The organism is Halobacteriovorax sp. BALOs_7 (genome assembly GCF_003612895.1).
Lineage (GTDB): Bacteria > Bdellovibrionota > Bacteriovoracia > Bacteriovoracales > Bacteriovoracaceae > Halobacteriovorax_A > Halobacteriovorax_A vibrionivorans.
In genome coordinates, this window is sequence record NZ_CP027772.1 from 598,438 (window position 1) to 622,616 (window position 24,179).

Annotated in this window: 25 protein-coding genes and 1 pseudogene; 16 read left to right on the plus strand and 10 right to left on the minus strand. The window is 36.8% G+C overall.

Annotated elements, in window-relative coordinates; genetic code table 11:
• Window positions 1-17: 17 nt before the first annotated feature.
• Window positions 18-911: a patatin-like phospholipase family protein gene (locus BALOs_RS02920; protein ID WP_120404213.1), complete on the minus strand. Its 894-nt coding sequence runs from the start codon at window positions 909-911 to the stop codon at window positions 18-20.
• Window positions 886-1,620, minus strand: coding sequence for a hypothetical protein (locus BALOs_RS02925; RefSeq protein ID WP_120404214.1), 735 nt, complete (start codon window positions 1,618-1,620; stop codon window positions 886-888). Before BALOs_RS02925 ends, BALOs_RS02920 begins: the two co-directional genes overlap by 26 nt.
• A 121-nt stretch (window positions 1,621-1,741) precedes the next feature.
• Here BALOs_RS02925 and BALOs_RS02930 point away from each other — a divergent pair, with 121 nt between their 5' ends.
• Window positions 1,742-2,194: a PPC domain-containing DNA-binding protein gene (locus BALOs_RS02930; protein WP_115361627.1), complete on the plus strand. Its 453-nt coding sequence runs from the start codon at window positions 1,742-1,744 to the stop codon at window positions 2,192-2,194.
• A gap of 20 nt (window positions 2,195-2,214) precedes the next feature.
• Here BALOs_RS02930 and BALOs_RS02935 read toward each other — a convergent pair whose 3' ends face one another.
• The 3 genes from BALOs_RS02935 to BALOs_RS02945 all read right to left on the minus strand — a co-directional run bounded on the left by BALOs_RS02935 (window position 2,215) and on the right by BALOs_RS02945 (window position 3,704).
• Window positions 2,215-2,769, minus strand: coding sequence for a hypothetical protein (locus BALOs_RS02935; protein ID WP_115361625.1), 555 nt, complete (start codon window positions 2,767-2,769; stop codon window positions 2,215-2,217).
• A 38-nt stretch (window positions 2,770-2,807) separates the two neighbouring features.
• Window positions 2,808-3,005 carry a DUF2892 domain-containing protein gene (locus BALOs_RS02940; RefSeq protein ID WP_120404215.1) on the minus strand — a complete coding sequence of 66 codons (198 nt, stop codon included), beginning with the start codon at window positions 3,003-3,005 and terminating at the stop codon, window positions 2,808-2,810.
• Between the two features lie 81 nt (window positions 3,006-3,086).
• A complete protein-coding gene (locus BALOs_RS02945) occupies window positions 3,087-3,704 on the minus strand; it encodes a 2OG-Fe(II) oxygenase (RefSeq protein WP_115361621.1) in 618 nt (205 codons plus the stop codon).
• A gap of 146 nt (window positions 3,705-3,850) precedes the next feature.
• Here BALOs_RS02945 and BALOs_RS02950 point away from each other — a divergent pair, with 146 nt between their 5' ends.
• The 3 genes from BALOs_RS02950 (at window position 3,851) to BALOs_RS02955 (ending at window position 4,947) form a co-directional block, all read left to right on the plus strand.
• Complete coding sequence (locus BALOs_RS02950; RefSeq protein WP_115361619.1) at window positions 3,851-4,264, plus strand: VOC family protein; 414 nt, start codon at window positions 3,851-3,853, stop codon at window positions 4,262-4,264.
• Between the two features lie 32 nt (window positions 4,265-4,296).
• On the plus strand, window positions 4,297-4,464 hold the full coding sequence (locus BALOs_RS15125) for a hypothetical protein (RefSeq protein WP_162929507.1): 168 nt from the start codon (window positions 4,297-4,299) through the stop codon (window positions 4,462-4,464).
• A 90-nt stretch (window positions 4,465-4,554) separates the two neighbouring features.
• A complete protein-coding gene (locus tag BALOs_RS02955; protein ID WP_115361617.1) occupies window positions 4,555-4,947 on the plus strand; it encodes a hypothetical protein in 393 nt (130 codons plus the stop codon).
• Window positions 4,948-4,966: 19 nt separating this feature from the next.
• Here BALOs_RS02955 and BALOs_RS02960 read toward each other — a convergent pair whose 3' ends face one another.
• A complete protein-coding gene (locus BALOs_RS02960) occupies window positions 4,967-6,301 on the minus strand; it encodes a sensor histidine kinase (protein ID WP_120404216.1) in 1,335 nt (444 codons plus the stop codon).
• A gap of 166 nt (window positions 6,302-6,467) precedes the next feature.
• Between BALOs_RS02960 and BALOs_RS02965 the strand changes: the two genes are divergently transcribed.
• The 4 genes from BALOs_RS02965 (at window position 6,468) to BALOs_RS02980 (ending at window position 9,953) form a co-directional block, all read left to right on the plus strand.
• A complete protein-coding gene (locus BALOs_RS02965) occupies window positions 6,468-7,235 on the plus strand; it encodes an efflux RND transporter periplasmic adaptor subunit (protein ID WP_120404217.1) in 768 nt (255 codons plus the stop codon).
• 2 nt (window positions 7,236-7,237) lie between these two features.
• Window positions 7,238-8,479: an ABC transporter permease gene (locus BALOs_RS02970; RefSeq protein ID WP_115361610.1), complete on the plus strand. Its 1,242-nt coding sequence runs from the start codon at window positions 7,238-7,240 to the stop codon at window positions 8,477-8,479.
• A complete protein-coding gene (locus tag BALOs_RS02975) occupies window positions 8,479-9,150 on the plus strand; it encodes an ABC transporter ATP-binding protein (RefSeq protein WP_115361608.1) in 672 nt (223 codons plus the stop codon). The genes BALOs_RS02970 and BALOs_RS02975 overlap by 1 nt, the downstream gene beginning before the upstream one ends.
• A gap of 149 nt (window positions 9,151-9,299) precedes the next feature.
• Window positions 9,300-9,953, plus strand: coding sequence for a hypothetical protein (locus tag BALOs_RS02980; protein ID WP_115361606.1), 654 nt, complete (start codon window positions 9,300-9,302; stop codon window positions 9,951-9,953).
• 34 nt (window positions 9,954-9,987) lie between these two features.
• On the opposite strand, the gene BALOs_RS02985 is transcribed toward BALOs_RS02980, so the two are convergent.
• Window positions 9,988-11,928, minus strand: coding sequence for a methionine--tRNA ligase (locus BALOs_RS02985; RefSeq protein WP_205570968.1), 1,941 nt, complete (start codon window positions 11,926-11,928; stop codon window positions 9,988-9,990).
• Window positions 11,929-11,962: 34 nt separating this feature from the next.
• Entirely contained in the window at window positions 11,963-12,457 is a 495-nt protein-coding gene (locus BALOs_RS02990; RefSeq protein WP_115361602.1) for a methylated-DNA--[protein]-cysteine S-methyltransferase, read from the minus strand.
• Between the two features lie 171 nt (window positions 12,458-12,628).
• Here BALOs_RS02990 and BALOs_RS02995 point away from each other — a divergent pair, with 171 nt between their 5' ends.
• The 3 genes and pseudogenes from BALOs_RS02995 (at window position 12,629) to BALOs_RS03005 (ending at window position 16,054) form a co-directional block, all read left to right on the plus strand.
• Window positions 12,629-13,153 (plus strand): peroxiredoxin, encoded by a 525-nt coding sequence (locus tag BALOs_RS02995; RefSeq protein ID WP_115361600.1) that lies wholly within the window; start codon window positions 12,629-12,631, stop codon window positions 13,151-13,153.
• A 279-nt stretch (window positions 13,154-13,432) separates the two neighbouring features.
• A pseudogene (gene katG, locus BALOs_RS15540) lies at window positions 13,433-15,571 on the plus strand (catalase/peroxidase HPI).
• A 144-nt stretch (window positions 15,572-15,715) separates the two neighbouring features.
• Window positions 15,716-16,054, plus strand: coding sequence for a plastocyanin/azurin family copper-binding protein (locus tag BALOs_RS03005; RefSeq protein WP_158536860.1), 339 nt, complete (start codon window positions 15,716-15,718; stop codon window positions 16,052-16,054).
• Here the strand turns inward: BALOs_RS03005 and BALOs_RS03010 are convergent.
• Window positions 16,051-16,254 carry a hypothetical protein gene (locus BALOs_RS03010; RefSeq protein ID WP_115361594.1) on the minus strand — a complete coding sequence of 68 codons (204 nt, stop codon included), beginning with the start codon at window positions 16,252-16,254 and terminating at the stop codon, window positions 16,051-16,053. The genes BALOs_RS03005 and BALOs_RS03010 overlap by 4 nt on opposite strands.
• A 111-nt stretch (window positions 16,255-16,365) precedes the next feature.
• Here BALOs_RS03010 and acnA point away from each other — a divergent pair, with 111 nt between their 5' ends.
• The 5 genes from acnA to BALOs_RS03035 all read left to right on the plus strand — a co-directional run bounded on the left by acnA (window position 16,366) and on the right by BALOs_RS03035 (window position 22,716).
• Window positions 16,366-18,972 carry an aconitate hydratase AcnA gene (acnA, locus tag BALOs_RS03015; protein ID WP_115361592.1) on the plus strand — a complete coding sequence of 869 codons (2,607 nt, stop codon included), beginning with the start codon at window positions 16,366-16,368 and terminating at the stop codon, window positions 18,970-18,972.
• An 86-nt stretch (window positions 18,973-19,058) separates the two neighbouring features.
• On the plus strand, window positions 19,059-19,649 hold the full coding sequence (locus BALOs_RS03020; RefSeq protein ID WP_115361590.1) for an energy transducer TonB: 591 nt from the start codon (window positions 19,059-19,061) through the stop codon (window positions 19,647-19,649).
• A gap of 76 nt (window positions 19,650-19,725) precedes the next feature.
• Window positions 19,726-21,759 (plus strand): TonB-dependent receptor domain-containing protein, encoded by a 2,034-nt coding sequence (locus tag BALOs_RS03025; protein WP_120404218.1) that lies wholly within the window; start codon window positions 19,726-19,728, stop codon window positions 21,757-21,759.
• Between the two features lie 15 nt (window positions 21,760-21,774).
• The gene (locus BALOs_RS03030; RefSeq protein WP_120404219.1) at window positions 21,775-22,257 is read left to right on the plus strand and encodes a hypothetical protein; all 483 of its coding nucleotides are present in this window, start codon (window positions 21,775-21,777) and stop codon (window positions 22,255-22,257) included.
• A 135-nt stretch (window positions 22,258-22,392) separates the two neighbouring features.
• The gene (locus BALOs_RS03035) at window positions 22,393-22,716 is read left to right on the plus strand and encodes a hypothetical protein (protein ID WP_162929508.1); all 324 of its coding nucleotides are present in this window, start codon (window positions 22,393-22,395) and stop codon (window positions 22,714-22,716) included.
• A 15-nt stretch (window positions 22,717-22,731) separates the two neighbouring features.
• Here BALOs_RS03035 and fumC read toward each other — a convergent pair whose 3' ends face one another.
• Window positions 22,732-24,117 (minus strand): class II fumarate hydratase, encoded by a 1,386-nt coding sequence (gene fumC / locus BALOs_RS03040; RefSeq protein WP_120404221.1) that lies wholly within the window; start codon window positions 24,115-24,117, stop codon window positions 22,732-22,734.
• Window positions 24,118-24,179: the final 62 nt, after the last annotated feature.

The following is a 24,179-nucleotide window of genomic DNA, read 5'->3' on the forward strand; positions in this document are numbered from 1 at the left end:
TCATTCTCATAATTTAATTATTTAATAAAAATTTGAGAAAGTTTCTTTTTATAAATATTAGAAATAACGCGCGGTATCCTAAACGGTAGAAACTCAATGATCAGCTTTTTGAGAAACTCGAGATAATTAGCATTGCGATACCATGAAAGACTTGAAAGTGAGTCGATCATTGGCCTATAGCCTTCGTTTATGAGCTCTTCAATACACTTTGAGTTATTAAGACGATTATACTTACTAAGATCCAGGGATAGGATGATATCTGCATCTTGAATTTGTTCTCTTGTTCTTAAGTCAATTGCAATATCCATAGCATTGCTAATTATGGCAAATGTATCATCTGGTTCTTGGTATTTTTGTACACCATTTAAATCAACCGCAACGATAATTCCAGCACCCATTTTATAAAGAGGTGAGACGGGAACATTCTCCGTGATTCCTCCATCGACGAGGGTTCTTCCTTCTATTACTTGAGGAATGAAGGCCCCTGGCACACATACTGAAGCACAAATTGCATCGGCTAAATTTCCTCTGTGAAAGATTACTTGCTCACCTGTTGAAATATCAGTTGTACAAATTGCAAGAGGGATCTGTGCATCTTCAATATTTACATCTCCCAGGTCCTTGATGATCATTTCCCTGATTGACTTTGTACTAAAGAAGCCTTTCTTTGGAATAGTCCAGCTTATTGAATCTTTATAATTTAGTTTCTTTGCAAGCTCTTGGAAGTCTTCATAATTCTTTCCAAACGCATAGTAGGAAGCGACAATTGCGCCAACACTTGTACCAGATACGTACGATATCTTGATATTTTTTTCTTCAAAAGCTTTAAGTACACCGATGTGGGCAATTCCTTTAGCAGCTCCACCGCCAAAGGCCACACCAATTTTAGTATTTAGAAAGTTCCATCTCATAGTCTAATCTTAACGGAATATGAGGAACATCTCTACATAAAATACCAATTCCTTTTTCTTGAAGAGAGCTAGCCTTTTTGTCGAGATATCTTGCAAAGCTTAATGCTGAGATATTCATCTTAAGATAATTCTTTAGAAGCTTTTGAGGTGACTTAAGGCCAAGGCTCTTGGCATGTTCTATATAGTAAGGAGTTAGATATGATGTACGCCCAAGAGATTCAAGGACGTGTTTAAAGAGGCAATTATATGGCCCATATTTGATCTCATTTGAGAGTTCTTCTTCGATAAAGTCAGTAATATGGTGAAATCTGTCTTCACTTAGCATCTCTTTTAGATTCTTTTTAAGGTCTTTAGCTCCTATGCTATCTATTTCATTGTACATAAGAGTTGGAGGAGCTTGTTTACCTAGATAGGTCGGTGACTTACTCATTTCAATGAAATCAAGACAGAGAATTGGAATACCTGCTTCACGATAGGACCTAAGTTTCTTATTTAGGCCTTTTGAATAAAAGTGGGCGATTTTTTCAGCAAATATTAATTTATTTGAAATGGACTTACTTTTATTATTTGATATTGATGCATAGAGGCCTCTACGCTGGCGATTTTGTTCAATAGCTTCTTTTAAGTGCTCACTAAAACATTCTGATGCAAAAATTATTTGTCCTGAAATAATTGTGAAAAATAAGAGAATTTTACGCATCTTATACATGTATTATGTTTAGCATTGCTTAATGCTAGCGTCCATCAAGGCTAGAAGATTTTCAGGGTGCAGTGCGGGGGGACTGGAGGCTCTTCTCATTGTATAATTTGTGTAAATTCAGGAGTTTAACATGAAATATATCAAGCAAGAGGAATGTTATTTAATTCGTTTATATAAAGACGAAGATTTATTTTCTGCTCTCGAAGAGTTTGCAGTGGCCGAAGAGCTGTCAGCGGGAATGCTCAAAGGTATTGGGGCATTAAAAGAAGTTGAGTTAGGTTTTTATCACCTTGAGACAAAAACGTACGACAGAAAAGAATTCAATGGAGATTTCGAATTATTAAGTTTGGATGGAAACTTATCATATCTTGATGGAAGGCCATTCTTTCATATTCACACAGTATTAGGTGATGAAGACTTCTCTTGTAAAGGTGGCCATTTATTTAGAGCAAAGGTTGCAGTTACTACTGAAATTTATTTCTTTCCAATAACACAAAGAATTGAAAGAAAAATGGATGAAGAGATAGGCTTAAATTTACTTTCTCTACCAGAAGCATTTTCACGCTGTGGAATTAAGGGATAGGAATTAGGACTGAGAAGCTGTTATTTAAGCCACTTGGTAAAGCGGGCGTGATTACTTAGTTGTTTATTCTCTCTTTTAATTTTGAGTCTAACTCTTTGTTCAAGACTTAGTTCACTATAGATTGGCATATCAAGTATTCGACTTTTTGTGCCAATCTCTAAAGTTTCTAAGTCAATATACATAAGTTGATTATTCGTTACAAAAAAGTAATTTAATTCCCAGTTCCAGTAGTAGCCATATTGAAGAACAAATTCATTAAGACGTTGTTGTAGTTTTTTTGCCTGGCCCGAAATTTCCTTATCGATTTTTTCTTCAACAAGTCTTGTTAATTTTCCGTTTGGAATATCAAAGAGCATTAGAGATTGCGTTTCTTTTAGAAAGGTTGGCAGTTCAGGAAAATCACTGGAAAAATTTCTAAGCATTTCATGTGATTTTTTTTCAATTTCATTTTTTAAAAGAACCATGTAGTTCTCTTTCTTATGCTTCATAAAAAAGAAGTAATAACTACGATCATCAATGTATAAGGATACTTGATCAAAGCCTAGCTCTGATTTGATTAATTCTCTTTCGTTCACAGATATGTCCTCACTCTATAATAGAGTATAACACATATCTACTTTGTGGGATGGGCCTTTCTAGTAGAGAGACCAAGGATTTTATAAGCTGGGCATACTCCTAAAACCCCTGTTATGAGAGGAATTAGACCAATATAGCCCCAGTTACTCTTGGGACCCACAAAAACTAGCGATAATAAGACTAAACCAGCTACGATGCGAAGAATGCGATCTGCATTTCCTTCATTAGTTTTCATTTTAGGCTCCTTTGAAATAATTCTTATTATGAAATCTTTATTTCATATTAATATTAATAAGGTTTAAAATTTCTTGATCTTTTATGCCCTCATCCACCCCGTTAGAGAAAGTCTTGGCATATGAGCAGTCAGAACTTCATGGGGTAAGTCTTCAGAGATAAAAATTAAAAGTCGACCTTCTTTTGGCCGAATTGTATCAAGAACATTTTCGTGATGATTAAAATCATAGAGAACAACCTCTCCACCATCTCCATCATTCATATCATTTAGATAGAGAATAACACTTAGACGCCTCAAACCTCTTCCTCGATGCTGATCAACATGCTTCTTATAGAAGGCACCAGTATCGTAGAAGGCAAAGTGGCCCTCATAATTTCTAATCCCGAGATAGAAGAGAGGGTTTAAATAATCTTTTAATTGGTTAAGAAAGCTAAAATATTCTTTCAAGGCATTAGTCTGCTCATTTGTATCAGAAGAGATCCATGAGATTTTATCTCTTCGGATATGCTGATCGAGTCGTTTTGTGAGTTGTCTGCCAACTCTTGCTTGATCAAATTCACCAACTTCAAAACGACTAAGTGCTTCATCTTTTAAAGCACGCACTAGTTCGTTATTAATGAGTGTATCACTCACATAGTATCGATTCTTTGCTAGAGAATCGACAAGCCTATCAAGCTCTTTCATTTTAAATGTTCTCACAAGGCGCTTTATCAAAAAAGGCACCGAAAAAAGTGGCAGGAAGGATGGCCACTAAAACTGGATCAGAAAACTGATAAGAAGATTTATGCTGGAAACCTATCTAAGTCAATAAAAATGTAATAGCATTAAATAAAATAGGATCGATTATGATAAAAGCACTTTCTCACTTAGTGATAACATCATCAGATGTTATTAATATTTCAAGGTTTTTTACGGCCGTCTTCGAAGTTGAGGCCCATTTTGCAAATGAAGACTTCGCTGACTTTGTTCTACCAGACAAGAGTCGCGTGGCCTTTTTTAGGCCAGTGGGCAAGGCCAAAGACTATTTTGAACTCATTGATAATCCTGCTCAAGTCTCTTACGGAGTTACGGTTGAAAATGTGGACCAATTCTATGAGCAGCTTATGAACTTAAAGTCTGAGTTTAGCTTTGAAGTGAGTGGAGAGCCAAAGGATCATCCTTGGGGAGAAAAGAGTTTCCTACTCATTGATCCGGACAAAAATCGCTGGGAAATTACCCAATCTCCTAGTAAAGACGGGCACTTAGTGAATCTGGACTAAAGAACTCAACCAATTGTGTCGATAAAGTAATTATGCTTAATATGAAATTTGCGACACCATTATTCTTGTTAATATTGTTCACTGCCTTTATTGGATCATTCATGCAATATGATGATGCCGATGAGGTTACAACCTCCCGTGGGCCAGCTTCGACAACTCTTGGCCAAGAAGGGCCATTGATGTATGAGTGTGATATCTAATTATTATATGTCTTTCATATTTTTAATATAATTGTGATTTTGTTTAGTCTTGGATAAAAATGCCTCGAATTAAAAATTACGAGGTTGAAAATGTTGAAAGCGAAAAGTGTTGTTGTTCTATTATTAATGATTGTTTCAAGTGTCGCTGCTGGTCAGGTTGTGGCATGTCCTGAGTTAAATAACGTGGATCTGGCCTCAAGCTATGATCGTGATGAGTATATAGAAGTTCATTCTGAGAGTTTACCAAAATTAACAAAAGAAGAGTTCTCAAAGTATCCAGCATTTAAAGAATTTGATTATGAATATTGTGCAGATGCACTAGTTCTTAAGCAATTAGAGGCAACTCAAACAGGAAATATCTATACAATAGTTATCTCTATGGAAGACCATTGCGATGGTGGGAATTCATATGGAAATATTCTCGACGAAAGTGGAGAAATTGTTCTTGGAAGTATCGGAGACTCTTTTATCTCATGTTTCTAGCAGTTACGCTTCCAAGGCTTTAAGCTTTTGGGACTTTCACTATTAGGGTTGTATTTTTAGCGTGTGTATCGAGGGTTAATTCTCCTTGGTTTTTTTCTAGAATACTCTTTGATATTGATAGTCCCAATCCTGTTCCTTTACCAACTTCCTTAGTTGTATAAAAGGGATCAAATATCTTCTCGTGATGTTCTTGTGAGATACCTTTTCCAGAATCTGTTAATTTAATAACCAACATTTTTCCTTCTTCAAAAGCTTTTATTCGAATCCATGAATCTTCCTGTCCTTCAATGGCATCATAGGAATTACTTAGTAAATTTAGAAATACTTGTGATAGCTGAACTCGATCAACCTTTACGAGAGTATCAAATTCTTCATCATCAAGACTAAGCTTTAAATCAATCCCATGGGCCTTAAACCTTTCACTACAAATTGATAGAGCATCTTGAAGAATATCTCGAATTGCCACCTCTATTAATTTTTCTCCATTAGAAGAGTCTCTTGAGACAATCCTCAAACTTGTGACAATTTGAGTAATTCTTTTCACTGTATCTGAGATTCGATCAAGATTCTTTTTTAATTCCTCATCACTTAAAGAATTACTTTGCATTTCTTTTTTTAGCTTAAAGACACTTCCGGAAATAATCGTAAGAGGATTGTTAATTTCATGGGCAATCCCACCGGCCATTTCACCAATTGCATTAAGTCTTGAGCTATAGATTAAGCTTTGTTGCGCTTCTTCAAGATCTTTCAGGGTTTCAAATAGTTCCTGGGACTTATGTTGTTCTCGGCGATAACTTCGATCAACAAGTTTTAATATTTGATGAAGAAGAAAACTTAGCATTCCCATGACCCAAACATGAAGAGCTATTTCAGTTACTGGCTTATCAGGAATCAAAATAAGTGAAGCAATCACATAACTTAGGATGCCATAAATAGTCGCGTAGATACTGTATAGATGGCCACGTGATACTTCAAAGAAGATCGAGCTACTTGAAACAATCATGATTAAATATAGAAACCAAAATGGTGAAAAGGGCTCTTTTACCAAAACAAGACTTAAAGGACATAGAAAGGTTAGTGTCGTAAAGTGCCTAAAGACTTCTACTGATTGGGATTTAGTCGTTCTTATACTGATTTGAGATAGAACAAGATTGTAAATGAGAAAGAATAAAATGAATAGGGGACCGATTAGATCGAGACCATTAGTAAGATTATAGATAAAAATTGAAAATGATAAAATGGCCGTAAATGAACCTAGGCATAGGTCCATAATTCGAAGGACTTCTTTAAGGCTAGAAGTCGCAGTTTTTATATTATCGGCCATCTTGAGTCCTAATAGTAAGCTTTTCTTCATTTTATAATTATTGTTTTAGGTAAGACAAATTAATTAATATAACAAACTATAACTTTATCTTAGGCCATATGTTATTGACTTATTAAACTGATATTTATCACTAGCTTTTCTTTGGTCTTATATAATGAGATATGCGAAAATTTTTAGATATTAATCGGAGGATGTCTTGAAAAAGGTTTATATCGCATTAGTTATAATCGTTCTTATTGCAGTGGCCATCGGTGCTAGAGTCTTTTATTTCAAAAAAAACTTTGAATTAATTTCTCCTAAAAAGGGTGATGTGGTTGAGGCGATATATGGACTTGGTAGAGTGGAGTCAGAACAGGAATTTAACGTAAAGATTGGAGTGTTATCAATAGTTGAAAAGCTCTACGTTAAAGAGGGGCAAAGCGTAAAGAAGGGAGATCGTCTTATAAGCTTTGAAGGTCGGGTCCTTTTTAAAGCTCCTTTTGATGGAACAGTTACTCTTGTTGCAAATAAAGAAAGAGAAATTGTACTTCCTCAATTTACAGTTCTTACACTTAAAAATTTAAATCAAAAATACGTAGAAGTATCACTTGAGCAAGATGCTGCTTTAAGAGTTTTACCAAAACAAAGAGCAAGACTTGTTTTTGAAAGTCAGTCTCAGCTTAAGTATGAAGGCTATGTGAAAACAATCTATCCTAGAGAGGGAGAGTTTATAACACGTATTGAAGTTGAAGGCCTTGAAAAGAGTATTCTACCTGGGATGACAGCAGATGTTGTTATTGAAGTAGGAAAGAAAAAGGATGTACTCCTCATTCCAGTTAAGGCCATAAGCGATGGAAAAGTTCTTCGCATGAGAAATAAGAAACGAGAAAAAGTGGATGTCACAACTGGAAATAGTGATGGCATGTGGGTTGAGGTCGTCTCAGGTGATATCAATTTAGATGATCTTATTTTCATAAAGAGGTAGTGATGCTCTTTCTTGCGATGAAGCAACTTTTTTCAAAGAAGAAGCAAACGTTTCTAATTCTATTAGGAATAAGTTTTGGAACCATGCTCTATGTTTCAATCTCTGGAATACAACTAGGGTTTCGCAAATATATTATTAATTCTCTACTAAATAATACGGCTCATATTCTCATCTCGGGAAGAGAGGATATTATCGATCGTAAACTTGTGGATGAATGGTTTTATGCTAATCAAACGGTGAGCTGGATTACTCCTCCTTATGGAAAACGAAGCGAAGCAAAATTAGAAAATTATCAAGGTTGGGCAAATCGTCTTTCAAACCATCCTGAAGTTTATGACTATTGCCCGCGATTAAATATCCAGGTCATGATTAAAAGAGGAGACCTTACTCATAATCTGGCCCTTGTTGGTACTGAGGCAAAACGTCAAATTAGAGTAAGTAAAATAGCTGATTATATGAGAGAGGGAGACTTCTCCTCTTTATCCAGTGGTGGGAATAAGATTATTCTTGGCGTAAAGGCCGCTGAAGAAATAGGTGTACGTGTCGGACAATTTGTTGAAGTGGTTACAGGATCTCTGGATCAAAGAAGTTCGTTTAAGGTTGTAGGGCTTCTTTCATTTGGAGATGAAAATGTTGATAAGTCCATTGCTTTTGCTCATATAGAAGATGTTCAAAAGTTAAATAAAACACCTGGACGTATCTCTGAGGTCGCAGTGGCCCTCTTTAATATGGATAAGTCTGGAGAATTGGCCGATCAATGGTCTCTATTAAGTCATGATAAAGTTGAGGATTGGCGAGAGGCAAATCCCATGTTTATGGAGATGATTATGATGCAGGATATGGTTCGCTATTTTATTACGATAGCAGTACTTATCGTTGCTGCTTTTGGTGTTTATAACGTACTAACAATTATGATTAACCAAAAGAGAAAAGAGATCGCAATATTACGTTCTATCGGCTATGCGCCTAAGAAAATTTTAGAGCTCATCATGTACCAAGGAATCTTCTTAGGAATAAGTGGTGGAATTTTGGGAATGATTTTAGGTTATGTTGTCAGTAGATTAGTTGAAAGTATTGAACTTAATATTGATATTGGTGGAAATAATCATTTATTAATTGATTATGCACCATCGACATATGCTATCTCATTCTTTGCGGCCCTTATCGCTTCTTTGATAGCAAGTTTTTTACCGGCCTTATCCGCAAGCCGTATGACTCCAATTGATATCATTAGGGGAGAGTGATGATTCGAGCAGACAATATTGTTAAAGAGTTTGGTGAACCTCCACAACGCATCCTCCATGATATTAGCATGGAGATTAAAGACGGGGAGTTTGTTTCAATTGCAGGCCGTTCTGGAAGTGGAAAATCGACATTATTATATATTATAAGCTCACTAGATGACCCAACCTCAGGACATATTTATATTGATAATAAGAATGTAACACATATGAGTGTTGATTCTGTTCATGAATTTAGAAGTCGACATATTGGTTTTATTTTTCAATTTCACTATCTATTGCCGGAGTTGACTGCTTTAGAAAATATCCTACTACCTCCCCGAAATTTAGGCTTATTAAAAGAGTACCAAAAACGAGCTCGGTTTCTTTTAGAGCAATTAAATATTGGCTATGTCGCAAATAAATTGCCGAGTCAAATGTCTGGAGGGGAACAACAAAGGGTTGCAATCGCAAGGGCATTAATCATGGAGCCTCGCTATATCTTTGCAGATGAGCCTACTGGAAATCTCGATTCCACTAATGCAGAAGTGGTAATGAATATTTTAAAAGAAACTAATGAGCAAAAGGGAACAACTATTGCTTTGGTAACCCATGATCGCGGCTTTTCTAAAATGGCCGAACGAGAAATCTTTCTAGTTGATGGCCATGTCTCAGAAACTTATACTGGTGCATGATCAAGTTGTTATTCCAAGTGAGAAACTATCTTTTAAATTATCTAAGTAGCCAGAATTTCATGAGATAATTGGGTGTTTAAAGATTTTTCATGGCCTAAAGAAGTTACAGGATTGGATATAATTATTCATAATCTTGATAATATTAGGTCATGAAAAATCTATCCCCGAAACTAAAGAAAACTATTTTAACAGGAGTTCTACTCCTTTCACAAATCAACTATGCTGCGACTTTTATTAAGGCCGAAGAAACTGCTTTCAAGTATATCAAGGCCACTGAAATCGTAAACGATCGCTATATCTTTGAAGAATGTCATGGAAATAGGGAAGAGCTAAAATGTCGAAATCTATTTTCTGATTATCGTACCTTTGCAAGAAGTGACATTAAGAAAATGGCCGATATGAATGGCCGCCACGCTCTTTATGCTGCCGGTGCTGACGTCGCTATTTTAGCTGTTTCAGCTTATCTAGGGTTAATTATCGGAGCAAAAGCAACAGCTGCTTATTATATTGGAACAGGTGTTAGTCTTGATGGAGGTGTCGCTGCTGCTGGAGGATTCTTCTTTGGTGCGCCGACTGGAACAGCTGCTGGTTCTGCAATGGCCGCAGGCCTTGATGAATTAGATCCTTTTGTTCATAGAGATATGTCTATTGCATTAGAACAAGTTATCGGAGTTGCTGATGAAGATGATCTTGATGATGTAGAAGCGCAAAGAAGAAAAGAAGGAATGATTGTTGAAATTGAAGATATTAATTTTGATCAATTAAAGAATAAAATAAAAGGTCAGCTAGAAGATCTTGATTAAAAAAAGGCCTCGTTTGAGGCCTTTTCTTTTATCTTTACTCAGTTTCAACTGCTGGAAAGTATACGTCTTGTTCCCCAATTTTATGATTTTTAGGGAATTCTTTTGCAAGCTCATCAATCGAATAAACACTTTCAGGAAGGTTTAGCGACTTTCTTAACTTCTCCATTGTCTCAGGTGCAAATGGTGAGAGCATAATAAGAATATTTCTTAGGATATAAAAGCTTGAATAAAGAGCATCAGTACGCTCTTTCTCATCAAAGCGATCATCGTGAGGTTTATACTGATTAAATAGTCCGTTAATAATACGAGCATAATTCTCTAGTGCACCAAGGGCCTTTGGGTATTCTCCCTTTGCCATAAACTTCGTATATTGTTGAACGATCTTAAGAGTCTCTTTTTCTGTCTTACCAATAAGCTCTCCCTTAGGAACCACGCCACCAAATTGCTTGTGACAAGCTGAGATTGGTTTTTCAAAAGAGGCATTCATTGGACCTGCAAGGAATGCATTCTTGGCATTGAAAACTTCAAAATCAAAGTTAGAAGCTTTCTCTGAAAGACTTAGAGTTGAAAGGAAGTAGCGAACTTGGTCTGCCGAGTATCCCATCTCATCAATTAATTGATCACCAGTATAGAAGTTTCCTTTCGACTTACTCATTTTTTCACCATTAATTTGTAGGTGAAAATTAGAGAAGATATCTGTTTGTTGGAATTCCCCTTTAATCGCTTGTCTCATTGGGTCTTCTTGAGCACCAAACCACATCGCACCTTGCATGAGAACGTAGAAGAAAACATTATCAGTTCCAAGGAATTGATAAATATTGGCATCAGGGTCTGTCCAAAAATCCTTATAAGTTTGCGGATCGAGTCCTTTTTTCTTAAGAGCTACTTTTGTAAAAGAAATCGGTGCAATTAAAGACTCTGGCCAAACGTAGAGAGTTTTTCCTTCCATCCCTTCATCAAGGTCAGTTGGAACAGGGATTCCCCATGAAACATCACGAGTAATCGCTCTATGTGCCCAAGCATCATTAAGTTCACACTCAATACCTTTATCAGTTAATTGTTTCTTACCTGTTTCAAGGTCAGCTAGGTTTTCAAATTGAACAACAACTTTCTTTCCTGGAGCGTAACGGCTCTTGTGCTTTGGAAGATCTCCCTTAATTTCTTTGTAATCTGCTTCTGATTTATTAGAAAAGATCACACTTGGATAAACTGTTCCAAATACTTCTTGAAGAACTGGTTTTCTCCATGTCTTTTGCTTTGTATCTAACCATTCTATAAGTTGGTCAGTCACTTTCCACATATTTAAATACCAGTGATCAGTTTCTTTAAGAACAGGAGTTGCATCACTTACTGTTGAAACAGGGTTCTTTAATTCATGTGGATCATAATTTTTCCCACAAACATCACATTCGTCACTATATGCTTTTGTATTTGAACATTCACTATTTGGACATTCACCTTGAACATAGCGATCAGGAAGGAACATATTTAATTCAGGATCAAACCATTGCTCACTTGTCTTCTTATCAAGCATCCCATTACCATGCATCTTTCTTAAAAAGTCTTGGCATAGTTCTTTATGGGCCTCGTAATTTTCTTCACGAGATGTTCCTGTATATGTATCAAGTCCAATAGAATAGCGCTCCATTGTTTTGGACTGCTTAGCATGAACTTCACCAATAAATTCTTGTGTTGTTTTTCCTAGCTTCTTTGCTGCTACTTCACTTGTTGATCCATGATCATCAGTACCGCAAACAAAGAGAACATTGTCTTGACCGATAAGAAGTTTTGTCCACCTTGCATAAATATCAGCTGGAACGTGTGCACCTGCTAAGTGACCAATATGAACTGGCCCGTTTGCGTATGGCATACCTGCAGTTACGACTGCCTTCTTAGGTCTTTCAACGCGAGATAAAATTGTCGGAATGTCCTGTTTTGGACGCATGTTTTTCTTTTGATTCTTGTCATTTGTCATGACAAATAATTTAACATTTGGAGCCTAGCATCGTCTATACAAAAGCTCCCTCGAGATTGAGGAGGGCCTCTTTCACTTGAGCTCCTCCAGCATAGCCTGAAAGTTCACCGGACTTATTTATGACGCGGTGACAAGGAATCAGGATGCATAGCGGATTTTTTCCGTTAGCACTTCCTACAGCTTGGACGGCATCAGGTGAGCCGACTTTTTGGGCAATATCTGAATAGGTCGTAGTCTTACCATAGGGAATATTTAGAAGCTCGGACCAGACTTTCTTTTGAAAAGAAGTTCCTCTTGTTAGAGTTATTGGCAGCGTGAATTTCTTGCGGCTACCTGCAAGATACTCTTCAATTTCGCCTTCTGCATCGTGGAGATATTTGATAATTCGCTGATCATCATCTAGATGTGGAGGGTCGAGTTCTTGGTCTTCCCAGCCCATATAGGAAATTCCATTTGGATTAGCACAAATATAGATTGTTCCAAATTTCGAGTGATATTCTATTTGTCTTTCAGTGAAGCTTCCTATCATAGAGAAGATTATAGCATTCTTAAATCTTAAGAAGAACTTATGTTTTGCCAAGTTTGAGTGAAGAAGGAAGAGGAATATTAGAAATAATTTAAATATGATCCAATTGTATTATTTTTGCGTATATAGTTTTATAGGTTAAAGTTTAATTATTATTTATACACTGGAGTTATAATGAAAAGATTTATTCAGATACCTTTACTAACCTTAATTATGTTCTTTAGCGCTCAGGCCAAGGATGTTGAGCTAGGTCAAAAAGTTCCTGACTTCACAGTTAAAAATCATAAAGGGAAAGACTTTACTATGGCCTCACGTAAAGGCAAGTGGACAGTTCTTTACTTTTATCCAAAAGCTGGAACACCTGGATGTACTAAACAGGCTTGTGCCTTTCGCGATAGTATTAAATCTATTCGAAAGCTAGGAGCCGAAGTCTACGGTATAAGCGTTGATTCGGTAAAGGATCAAGCAGAGTTTCATGAAGAGCATGCCCTTACTTTTGATTTACTTTCTGATGAAAGTGGGGAAGTAACGAAGAAGTTTGGTGCAAAGATGGCCGTCTTTAATATGTCAAAAAGATGGACCTTTATTATTGATCCTAATTTAAAAATTGTGGCACTTGATCGCGATGTCGATCCGATGCTAGATGCTGACAAGGTGAGTAAAAACCTTGCAAAATTACAAAGCCAAAGCGGAAAATAAATCCTCAATAAATCAAATACAGTAATTTAGAACTAGTTCTAAGTTACTGTATTTATTAAAGATCTTTATATCTATTGAATAACTTAACTTTTCTTATAGTTAAAATCTATCATTAAATAGACAAAATAGAATGTATTTAAAAAGACTCATTCGCAATAATAGTTTCAACGAAATTATGGTTTTTTATTTTTCAAAGGAGCTTTAAGCATGAAAAGAAAACTTCCTTTGCTGATTGCCACTTTCGCACTTCTGAGTTGTGCATCAAACTCAGGGGACGGGATGCAACAGCAATTTGCAAAAGGTGAAGCAAAACCAAATTCATTTTGGTGGCCAAACCGAATCGATCTCTCTCCACTGAGACAACACTCACCAGAGTCTAGTCCTTTAGGAAGTAACTTCAACTATGCAAAAGAGTTTAAGAAATTAGATCTTTCTGCAGTAAAAAAAGACATCAGAAAAACACTAACGACATCACAAGATTGGTGGCCAGCTGATTACGGTCACTATGGGCCTTTCTTTATTCGTATGGCATGGCACAGTGTTGGTACATACAGAAGTCACGATGGCCGCGGAGGTGGCGGCGGTGGTCAACAACGTTTTGAACCACTTAATAGCTGGCCAGATAACGTATCTCTAGACAAGGCAAGAAGACTGCTTTGGCCAATTAAAAAGAAATATGGAAATAAAATCTCATGGGCCGATTTAATGGTTCTAGCAGGTAACGTTTCACTTGAAGATATGGGATTCAAAACAATTGGATTCGCCGGTGGACGTACTGATGATTGGGAAGCTGACCTTGTTTACTGGGGACCAGAGACTCAATGGCTTGCTGGAGACAAGAGATATAAAGGTGATCGCAAGTTAGAAAAACCACTTGCAGCAGTTCAAATGGGTCTAATCTATGTAAACCCTGAAGGACCAAATGGTAAGCCTGATCCACTACTTGCGGCAAAGGATATCCGTGAAACATTTGGAAGAATGTGAATGGATGATGAAGAAACAGTTGCTCTTATCGCCGGTGGACACACTTTTGGTAAGGCACACGGTGCCCATAAACCACAAGACTGTTTAGGGCCAGACCCAGCAGGAGCACCAATTGAAAACCAAGGTATTGGTTGGAAGAATAAATGTGGAAAAGGACACTCTGAAGATACAATTACTTCGGGTCTTGAAGGTGCATGGAATGCAACTCCAACTCAGTGGACAACAGGTTATCTCGATAATTTATGGGCATTTGAGTGGAAGCTGACGAAATCACCAGCAGGTGCTCATCAGTGGATTCCAACAGATGAGGGCGCAGCGGAGATGGTTCCTGATGCTCATATTAAAGGTAAGCGTCATGCTCCAATTATGTTCACTACAGATATCGCACTTAAGAAAGATCCAGCTTATGCAAAAATTTCAAAGGCCTTCTTAGATGATCCAAAGAAGTTTGAGTTTGCATTTGCAAAGGCTTGGTTCAAACTTACTCACCGTGATATGGGGCCAAAGGCTCGCTATATTGGTAAGGAAGTTCCTAAGATGTCATTTCAGTGGCAAGATCCAACTCCAAAAGGAAAGAAGATCTCAAGTGCAACAGCTAATAGTATAAAGAAAGCTGCACTAAAGTCGGGATTAAGTGTATCTGAGCTTGTAAAAGTTGCTTGGGCCTCAGCTTCAACTTTCCGCTCTACAGATATGCGAGGTGGTGCAAATGGTGCACGAATTGCTCTTGCTCCTCAAAAAAGTTGGGAAGTAAATAATCCTAAACTTCTTGAAAAAGCACTTCCTAAGCTTGAAAAGATTAGTAAAAGATATGGAGCTTCTCTGGCAGACACTATTGTGCTTGGTGGTGCAGCAGCTATTGAAAAAGCAGCTCGTGATGCTGGTGTAAAAGTCAAAGTTCCTTTCAAGTCAGGAAGAGGGGATGCGACTCAAGAACAGACTGATATTACATCTTTTAAATTCCTTGAGCCAAAAGCAGATGCTTTCCGTAACTACTACACTGAAGAGTCAGGAAGAACTCCAATCTATATGCTAATCGATAAAGCAAATATGCTTGGTCTAACTGTTCCTGAGATGACAGTTCTAGTCGGCGGGATGAGAGTTCTCGATGCAAATGCTGACGGTTCAAAGCATGGAGTTTTCACGAAACGTCCAGGAAGATTATCAAATGATTTCTTTGTAAATCTTCTAACAATGGATAATAAGTGGGTTAAGTCGAGTATGCCTGGAATTTATGAAGGTCGTGATCGTAAGACAAACGAACTTAAATACACAGCAACTCCTGTTGACTTAGTCTTTGGTTCTCATGCAGAGCTAAGAGCTGTTGCAGAAGTTTATGCTTCTAACGATGGTAAACGAAAGTTTGTAAAAGACTTCGTAAAGGCTTGGACAAAAGTCATGCAAGCAGACCGTTTCGATCTAAAATATAAATAACTAAAAAAATCCTGACCGAATATTTTCGGTCAGGTTTCTCTTCTTATGAAAATATCCATTCTTACAATAGTATTACTTTTCCAATTAAATACTTACTCGAAGAATTATCTCGTTAAAGCATACGAGGTGAAGGGGAGGGAGACAATGTTCTTCGAACCCAGTTATTTACAAATTAACAAAGGCGATACTGTAACTTTTAAGCCAATGGAGAGTTTTGCTCACCAGCCTCAATCTATTTTCTCTCCAGATGGTGAAAGAAAGTGGCAAGCTGAAAAAGGGAAGTCAATTACTGTAAAGTTTGAAAAAGAAGGTATCCATATCTATAATTGTAAATTTCATTTTGTCATGGGGATGGCCGGAATTATTCAAGTGGGGAAGGCCACTAATTTCGAGCAAGCAAAAAACTTTATTAAAACTTATCAGACGAAAGTGGCCATGAGAAAAGAACGATTGATTAAAAACTTAAATCAAGTGAAAAATTAATCTTTTGAATAGGTTTCAACAAACTTCTTTATATGATCAATATTCTCAAGAATATACTTAGCTTTTGTTAGGCCAAAACTAACAACAGTACCATATTTCTCAAGTTCATTACCTTCTTCATCAACTTTGTAGATCTTTAAAATCTTATTTCCCTTAAATTCCTCAACAGTTACGTTATGTGGTGCTAATTCATCGCTCATATTTGTCTCCTTAAGAAAAAAATTATCTTTATCTATGTTAAAATAATTCGAAAAGAAAGAGAATGTGAAATTAGAAAAATAATTATTAACCTAAACGATTAGGAGTGATTTATGAATGAAGTAACAAAGTTACTTAAAGTTGCAGATGAAGAACTTAAGTATATTAGCCTTAAGGATCTATGTGAGAAGCACAATGTTGATTTAAATAAACTACCGCATACGGTAAAAATTCTTTTAGAAAATATTGCAAGAAGAGTTGATGGGAAAGATGTTAAGGACTCTGATGTTGAGGCCCTTGCTACATGGCCAAATGATAAGGATTCTTCGTTAGCATTTATGCCTGCAAGAGTTTTAATGCAAGACTTCACTGGTGTACCAGCTGTCGTTGACCTTGCTGCAATGAGAAGTGCAATGGCTAGAAATGGAGGAGATCCAAAGGCCGTGAATCCATATGTTGGAGTTGATCTTGTAATTGATCACTCAGTACAAGTTGATAACTTTGGCCATGCTGATTCATATGAAAAAAACTTAGAATTAGAATATGAAAGAAATGCAGAACGCTATGCCCTTTTAAATTGGGCCCAGCAGGCCTTCAAAGATTTTCGAGTTGTGCCTCCAGGAATGGGGATTTGTCACCAAGTTAACCTTGAGCACCTTGGTCATGTTGTTCAAAAGAAAAATGGATGGGCACTACCAGACACTCTTGTTGGTACAGACTCTCACACGCCAATGATTAATGGACTTGGTGTTCTTGGTTGGGGTGTTGGTGGAATCGAAGCTGAAGCAGCAATGCTTGGTCAGCCAATGTTCTTACCAAAGCCAATTGTTATTGGTGTTAGAACAATCGGTAGCTTACCAACAGGAGCAACAGCAACAGACCTTGTTCTAACTCTTACTGAAAAACTAAGAGCTCATGGTGTTGTTGGTAAGTTTGTTGAATTCTTTGGTGATGGGCTATCTAGTTTAAGTATTGCCGATCGCGCTACACTTTCTAATATGTCGCCAGAGTTTGGTGCTACAGCAACGCTTTTTCCAGTGGATCAAGTCACACTTGAATATCTTAGAATGACTGGGCGTGGAGAGAAGGTTGAGCTTGTTGAAAAATACACAAAAGAGCAGGGACTATTTAGAGAAGATGGTGATGTGGAGCCAAAATTTAGTGAAATCCTTGATCTCGATTTAAGTAAAGTTGTTCCAAGTCTTGCTGGCCCTAAGCTTCCTCAACAGCGAGTGAATCTTTCTGATGCTAGAAAATCATTTGATGATAATTTCAAAGTTAACAAAAACGAAGGCAAGACAATTAAGCACGGTGATGTTGCAATTGCGGCAATCACTAGTTGTACAAATACTTCTAACCCGTCTGTCATGTTGGCCGCAGGCCTTGTCGCAAAAAAGGCAGTTGAAGCAGGATTAAAGACAAAGCCTTGGGTTAAGACTTCTCTTGCACCAGGTTCTCGAGTTGTGACAAATTATTTGAAGAAGTCAGGCCTTCTCCCATATTTAGAGCAACTTGGTTTTAATCTTGTTGGTTATGGTTGTACGACATGTATTGGAAACTCAGGTCCTCTTCCAGAAGAGGTATCTAAAGATATTAATGAGAATAATTTGGCCGTTGTTTCTGTTTTATCAGGGAATCGAAATTTTGAAGGGCGAGTCCATAGTCAAATTAAGGCCAGCTACTTAGCTTCTCCACCTCTTTGTGTGGCATACGCTTTATCTGGTACTTTCTTATGCGATCTTTCTAAAGAAGCAATTGGACAAGATGAGAATGGAAAAGATATTTTTCTTAAAGATATTTGGCCAACACCTGAAGAAGTACATGAATTAATCTCTTCTTCTGTATCAACTGAGCAATATGAGTATGAATACGGCAGAATCTTTGCAGGGGATGATAAGTGGAAGAGTATGGCCTCTCCAAAAGGTGATCTCTTTGAATGGGATAAAGATTCTACTTATGTGCGTGAACCTAGCTTCTTTGTCGACCTTCCAAAAGATCCTGCCCCTCTTAGAGATATTGAAGGAGCAAAGATCATGTGTCTTTTAGGAGACTCGATTACAACGGATCATATTTCGCCAGCTGGCTCAATTGGAAAAGATTCACCTGCAGGACAATACCTAATTGAACAAGGTGTAAAGCAGAAGGACTTTAATAGTTTTGGTTCTCGTCGAGGAAATCATGAAGTCATGGTTCGCGGAACTTTTGGAAATATTAGGCTTAAAAATCAAATGGCCCCTGGAACAGAAGGGCCTTGGACAACTCATCTTCCTAGTCGCAAGCAAATGAGTATTTATGATGCTTCACTTAAATATCAAAATGAAAACGTACCTCTTATCGTTGTGGCCGGCAGTGCATATGGTTCTGGAAGTTCAAGAGACTGGGCGGCCAAAGGAACTAATCTGCTAGGGATCAAGGCCGTTTTAGCTGAGAGTTATGAACGTATCCATCGTAGTAACCTTGTTTGTATGGGTGTTCTTCCTCTTCAATTTAAAGAAGGAGAGAGTATTGAGTCCCATAAAATAACAGGTCTTGAAACTTTTAATATCATCGGTGTCGACGGTGGTGTAAAGCCAGGACAAGACTTAAATGTTGAGATGATACGCGAAGATGGAAGTGTTGTTGAGTTTGCTGTTACTTTAAGAATTGATGCTGCAGCAGAAGTAGACTACTACGAACACGGTGGAATCCTACAAATGGTTTTAAGAGAGATGCAAAGTTAAAAATCAGCGTAAAATGTGATGAAAAATCTACATTATAGATAAAGGATTTGAGAATCTTAACTATTTTAGTGATAATAATAGTTCATATGCGCAAAAATACTTTTTTATATACAGCAATCATATCAGCAGGTCTTCATGGCCTGCTGCTTTTTGCATCTTCTACTCAAAGTAAAGAAGATAGCGCAAATCTTCATTATTCAAAGAATCAATCTCAAAGAATTCAAGTTAAGCGTATAGTTAAAATAAAGAATAGCCTTGAACAAAAGGTAGAAGAGAAAGTTGTAAAGAAGGCCAAGAAAGTTGTTTCTAAAAAAAGGAAGGTTGTAAAAGAGCATAGTCTTGAAAATGCACCTAATCCAAAAAAGGTCGTTAACAGTGGACAAGAAACGCAAAAGGCAAGATATCTAAAGAGAGTCAGAGATGAAATTCTTGCAAGAAAGCGCTATCCTAAAATTGCAAAAATGCTTAAAAAACAAGGTGTTGTGGATATATACTTTGAAGTCTCATACCCAAAGAATCTTTCAAATATTCGAATTAAAAAAGGTAGCGGCCATGCCATCTTAGATAAGTCGGCCCTTGAAACCATAGAAGACTTAAACGAGCTGCCTGAGATGCCTGACTTTTTGAAGTCTGAAGTTCTTAAAATTGCGATCCCAATTAAATACGAATTATTGTAAAATCAATATATTGTAATATCTAGCAAGTGCTTGAAAAGCATTCCAAAAATTGGTTCATTTATGGTAGTTTGCTTCCATGATAAAAAAGTTTGATGGCCAATACACTCTTGTATTTTCGATAGTTTTATTAGGCCTTCTCTCAAATTCAGCTATTTTTGCACAAGACGTAAATCGTCTTGAGTCGATTTATATTACCGATGAAATTGAAAGTGCCCAAGAAGTTCAATCTAAAACTCTAGGCTTACAGGATGAAGTAAGCTCTGATGATTTAGAAGAAGAGGTTGCACAAAGTTTAGATGATGTCTTAAAGAAAACAGCAAGTGCCACAACAAAAGGTGGACCGCGCTCAATAGGTGAGACTCCTCAAATTAGAGGGCTTGAAGCAAATAAGATATTTGTTAATGTGGACGGTGTCAGTCAAACCTTCTTCTTTTCAAACCACAATTATTCACATCTTGCTATTGATCCAGACAGTATTAAAAAAGTAGATATCTTCAAGTCGAATACAGATTATTCTCAAGGGATTAGCCTTGGTGGAGGAATGTCTTTTGTCACAAAGGATGGGCGAGACTATTTGGCCAGAGGGGAGAAAGCTGGAAGTATTTTAAAGTACTCTTATGAAGAAGCCTCTAATTTAAATGGGCAGGCCATTAAGACATTTGGTCTTATTGATAAGGGAGACTATCTCTTAAGTGCCAATGTAAAAGATGCAAAAGATATCAAATTAAGTGATGGATCGACGCTTAGAAATTCAGAGTTTGAAAGTTTAAATTTCTTGTCTAAGTTTTCTTTTGATTTAGGAAAGGCAAGGAGATTAAAAGTATCTGGAGAGCTCTATGAGCTAGAGGATGATTCGCCTCTAAATGCAACTCTAGATCCACCAAGCTCCCTTACAAGTCTACAGGGTAAGACAAATATCAAAAGGCATGCTGCAACTCTAAATTATATATCTACTGATATAAATGGATTAGTTTATTATTCTGAGCAATTCAATAAACAAGAGCGTGATAGTGATAATCGCACTGAAGAAAGAAATATCGAAACGATTGGAGCAAGAGCAAAGAAGAAGTTTAAAATCAATGATGAACTTTCTTTCTTTATTGGCTCTGATGCAACGATTGATAATGTGACTGGTAAGAGCTCAAATGAGAATGTCTCAGATTATCCAGATGGACAAATAACAGAACTTGCTGCCTTTGGAGAAGTTAATTATAAAGTTGGTGGGGTGACAATTGCTCCAGGGATTCGTTTCAGTGACTATGAGCTAGAGTCTAAGAAATTTGATTATCGTGATGTTAAAGATAGTAATCTATCATCAAAAGTTTTAATTAATTATGAAGTAGGTGGATTGAATCTCTTTAGTAGTCTTTCTCAAGGTTTTAATAGTCCTGATGTTCAAGAGGTTTATGCTACAGGGCTTCATCGTCCAGGAGATGGTTTCTTTATCTCTGATAATTACTTTGTTTCCAATTTAAACCTAAAACCTGAAACATCTGAAACAATAGAGTTTGGTGTCGAATTTAAAAAACAATTATTTTCAGATTATGATTTACTCACTTTTAAGGCGAGTGGCTATAAATCTGTTGCGAAAGATTATATTGATCAAGAGATCACTGATTACGCAATTGTGGACGGTAAAAACGGAACAACGCAATTTGTAAATCGTGATCGAGTTTCATTGTATGGGCAAGAAGTGGAAATCGGTTATCTATATGACCAATTAGAGGTTCGTGCAAATTACTCCAGAAATGTCGGTTGGGATGAGTCCAGAGAGATTTGGCTTTCAAATATGCCGGCCAATACATATTCATTTGGTATTAATTATCATCTTGATCAATATGGAATTAAAGTTGGATACGATGCTGTAATGGCAATGAGACAAGATCGAGTCAATCCAAATACTCTTGAGCGTACAACTGCGACAGCAGGCTATACACTTCATAATATCTTTGCCTCGAAAGAATTTAGAAAAGGTGCCCTTGAAGGGATGACGCTAACAACAAGACTTGATAACTTAACTGATAAGTCATATCGTAGACATGGCTCTTATATTCCTGAAGTAGGACAAAATTTTAAATTAAGTATTCAATATAAGATAAAACATTTTTAACAATTCGGAGTTTTTATGAAAACACTTTTGGCCTTATTATTTACGGCATCTAGCTTTGCAATGATTCCACAGGGGACTTATCTTCTTGATCGTATTGAATGTACGACAGGTGAGACTCTTAAACTTGGAGGTGCATTCATGAGATACAATGTAACTCTTGAAGTTAAAGAAGAAAAAGCTGAAATGACTGCAATTGCTAAGAGTGCAAAGTGGGCACCATATCTTCTAAACTGTACTCAAATCAATTCAGGAGATTTTAAATATGTTGGTCCAGGTCAGTATCAAGGTGGACTAGAAATGTCTTACGTAGATTGTAACCTTGGAATATGGGAAGGAATACTTAAGAAGCAACATTTTGGTGTAGAATCTAATGGTTCAATCTTTGATTACGAGTACAATGACGGAAAGCTTATTCTAAGTGTAAAAGACACTTTTACAAATTATAAGACATGTCGTGAAGCTGGTGGATCACCAATATACTACTACAATAAACAGTAACAACTTAATAATAGGGCGTGATAAAAGTCACGCTCTATTAGTCCATAAATAACCTCTTGAATAACTTTCTCTATTTTTGTATGTAAGGCTTACATAAAAGCTCATTTTTTTATTATTTTCATGTATAAGAAGCACATGAAAAAACTAATCTTAATAACTTCTTTATTTTTATCTATTAACACTTTCGCAGATTGCGAATTTGATACATATATTCACACTTTATACGACTATGATAGTTCAATGAATAATTCATGTGCATCATTTGTTGAAGTGGCAATGAAAGAGAAGGGATGTAGTGAAGACTATATTTCTCAGCAGGAATTTTCAAATATTCGATCTCTGTCTGAAGGAAGCTCATTTATGTGTTTTGTTGAAACACAAGGTGGTATTTATCAAGTTCAGGCATCTCAAATGGCCGAGCCAAATATTGCTACAATCTTATTTTCACGCTTTGATTAGTTAAAAGTAAAACTCCTATGGTTGTGTCATCTTTGATGGCACAATAAACTTATCAAAGTCATCAGCACTTACTAACTCCAGTTCAACTCCCGACTCTTTTAGTGTGAGTCCTTTCTTATGAGCATTTTTAGCGATCTTTGCTGCGTTATCATAGCCAATATGTTGATTGAGAGCTGTAACTAGCATTAGAGAATTATTTAGATGTTTTTCTATATTCTCTTTATTTGGCTCGATTCCAATAACACAGTTATCGTTAAAAGATTCCATTGAATCAGCAAGAAGATTTAGCGAATGAAGAAAATTATGAATCATGACTGGTTTATAGACATTGAGTTCAAAGTTTCCTTGAGATCCAGCAAAGCCAATGGCCGCATCATTTCCTAGTACTTGGACACATACCATCGTTATGGCCTCGCATTGAGTAGGGTTCACTTTACCTGGCATAATTGAAGAGCCCGGCTCATTTGCAGGAATAGATATTTCTCCAATTCCACAGCGTGGTCCACTTGCAAGCCAACGTATATCATTAGCAATTTTCATCAGGGCCGTCGCAAGTCTTTTCATTGCACCAGATCCTGCAACAATTGCATCATGTGCTGCTAGTGATTCGAATTTATTAGCTGCCGTAATAAACTTCTTACCAGAAATTTCTGAAATCTTTTTAGCGACTAAGTCTGCATAGTCTGGGTGAGTGTTTAGACCTGTTCCTACAGCTGTTCCACCAAGGGCCAATTCTCTTAAGTTATTTAGAGTGTATAAAATGTCTTTCTTTGCACTTTTAAGTTGTGCTGTATAACCAGAGAACTCCTGACCTAAAGTTAGGGGAGTTGCATCCATTAGGTGAGTTCTTCCAATCTTAACAATATCTTGAAAGTCTTTTGTTTTCTCATCAAATGATGAAATAAGTCTTTCGAGACTAGGAATAAGCTTATCTTCAATTTGCTCAACAGCTGCAATATGCATAGCTGTTGGAAATGTGTCATTTGAAGACTGTGATTTATTAACGTCATCATTTGGATGGATAGGTGATTTACTTCCCATCTCTCCACCTGCTAATTCAATTGCGCGGTTTGAAATAACTTCATTGGCGTTCATATTTGTTTGAGTTCCAGAGCCTGTTTGCCAAACGACAAGAGGGAAGTGCTCATCTAATTTGCCAGCAATTACTTCATCAGCGGCTTGAATGATTAGATCAACCTTATCTTTAGATATCTTCTTAAGCTCTAGATTGGCCAGGGCCGCACCTTTTTTAAGAATACCTAAGGCACGGATCATTTCTCGAGGGAAATGGTCTGAGCCAATTTTGAAATTTTGAAGTGAGCGTTGGGTTTGAGCACCCCAGTAGTGATTAGTTTGAACTTTAATTTCACCATTACTATCTGTCTCAATTCGATAATCCATAAGCATCCTTTTTCGTCTTTTTTGGATTATCTCATGCTAAGAAATAGAAATCATCTTAAATA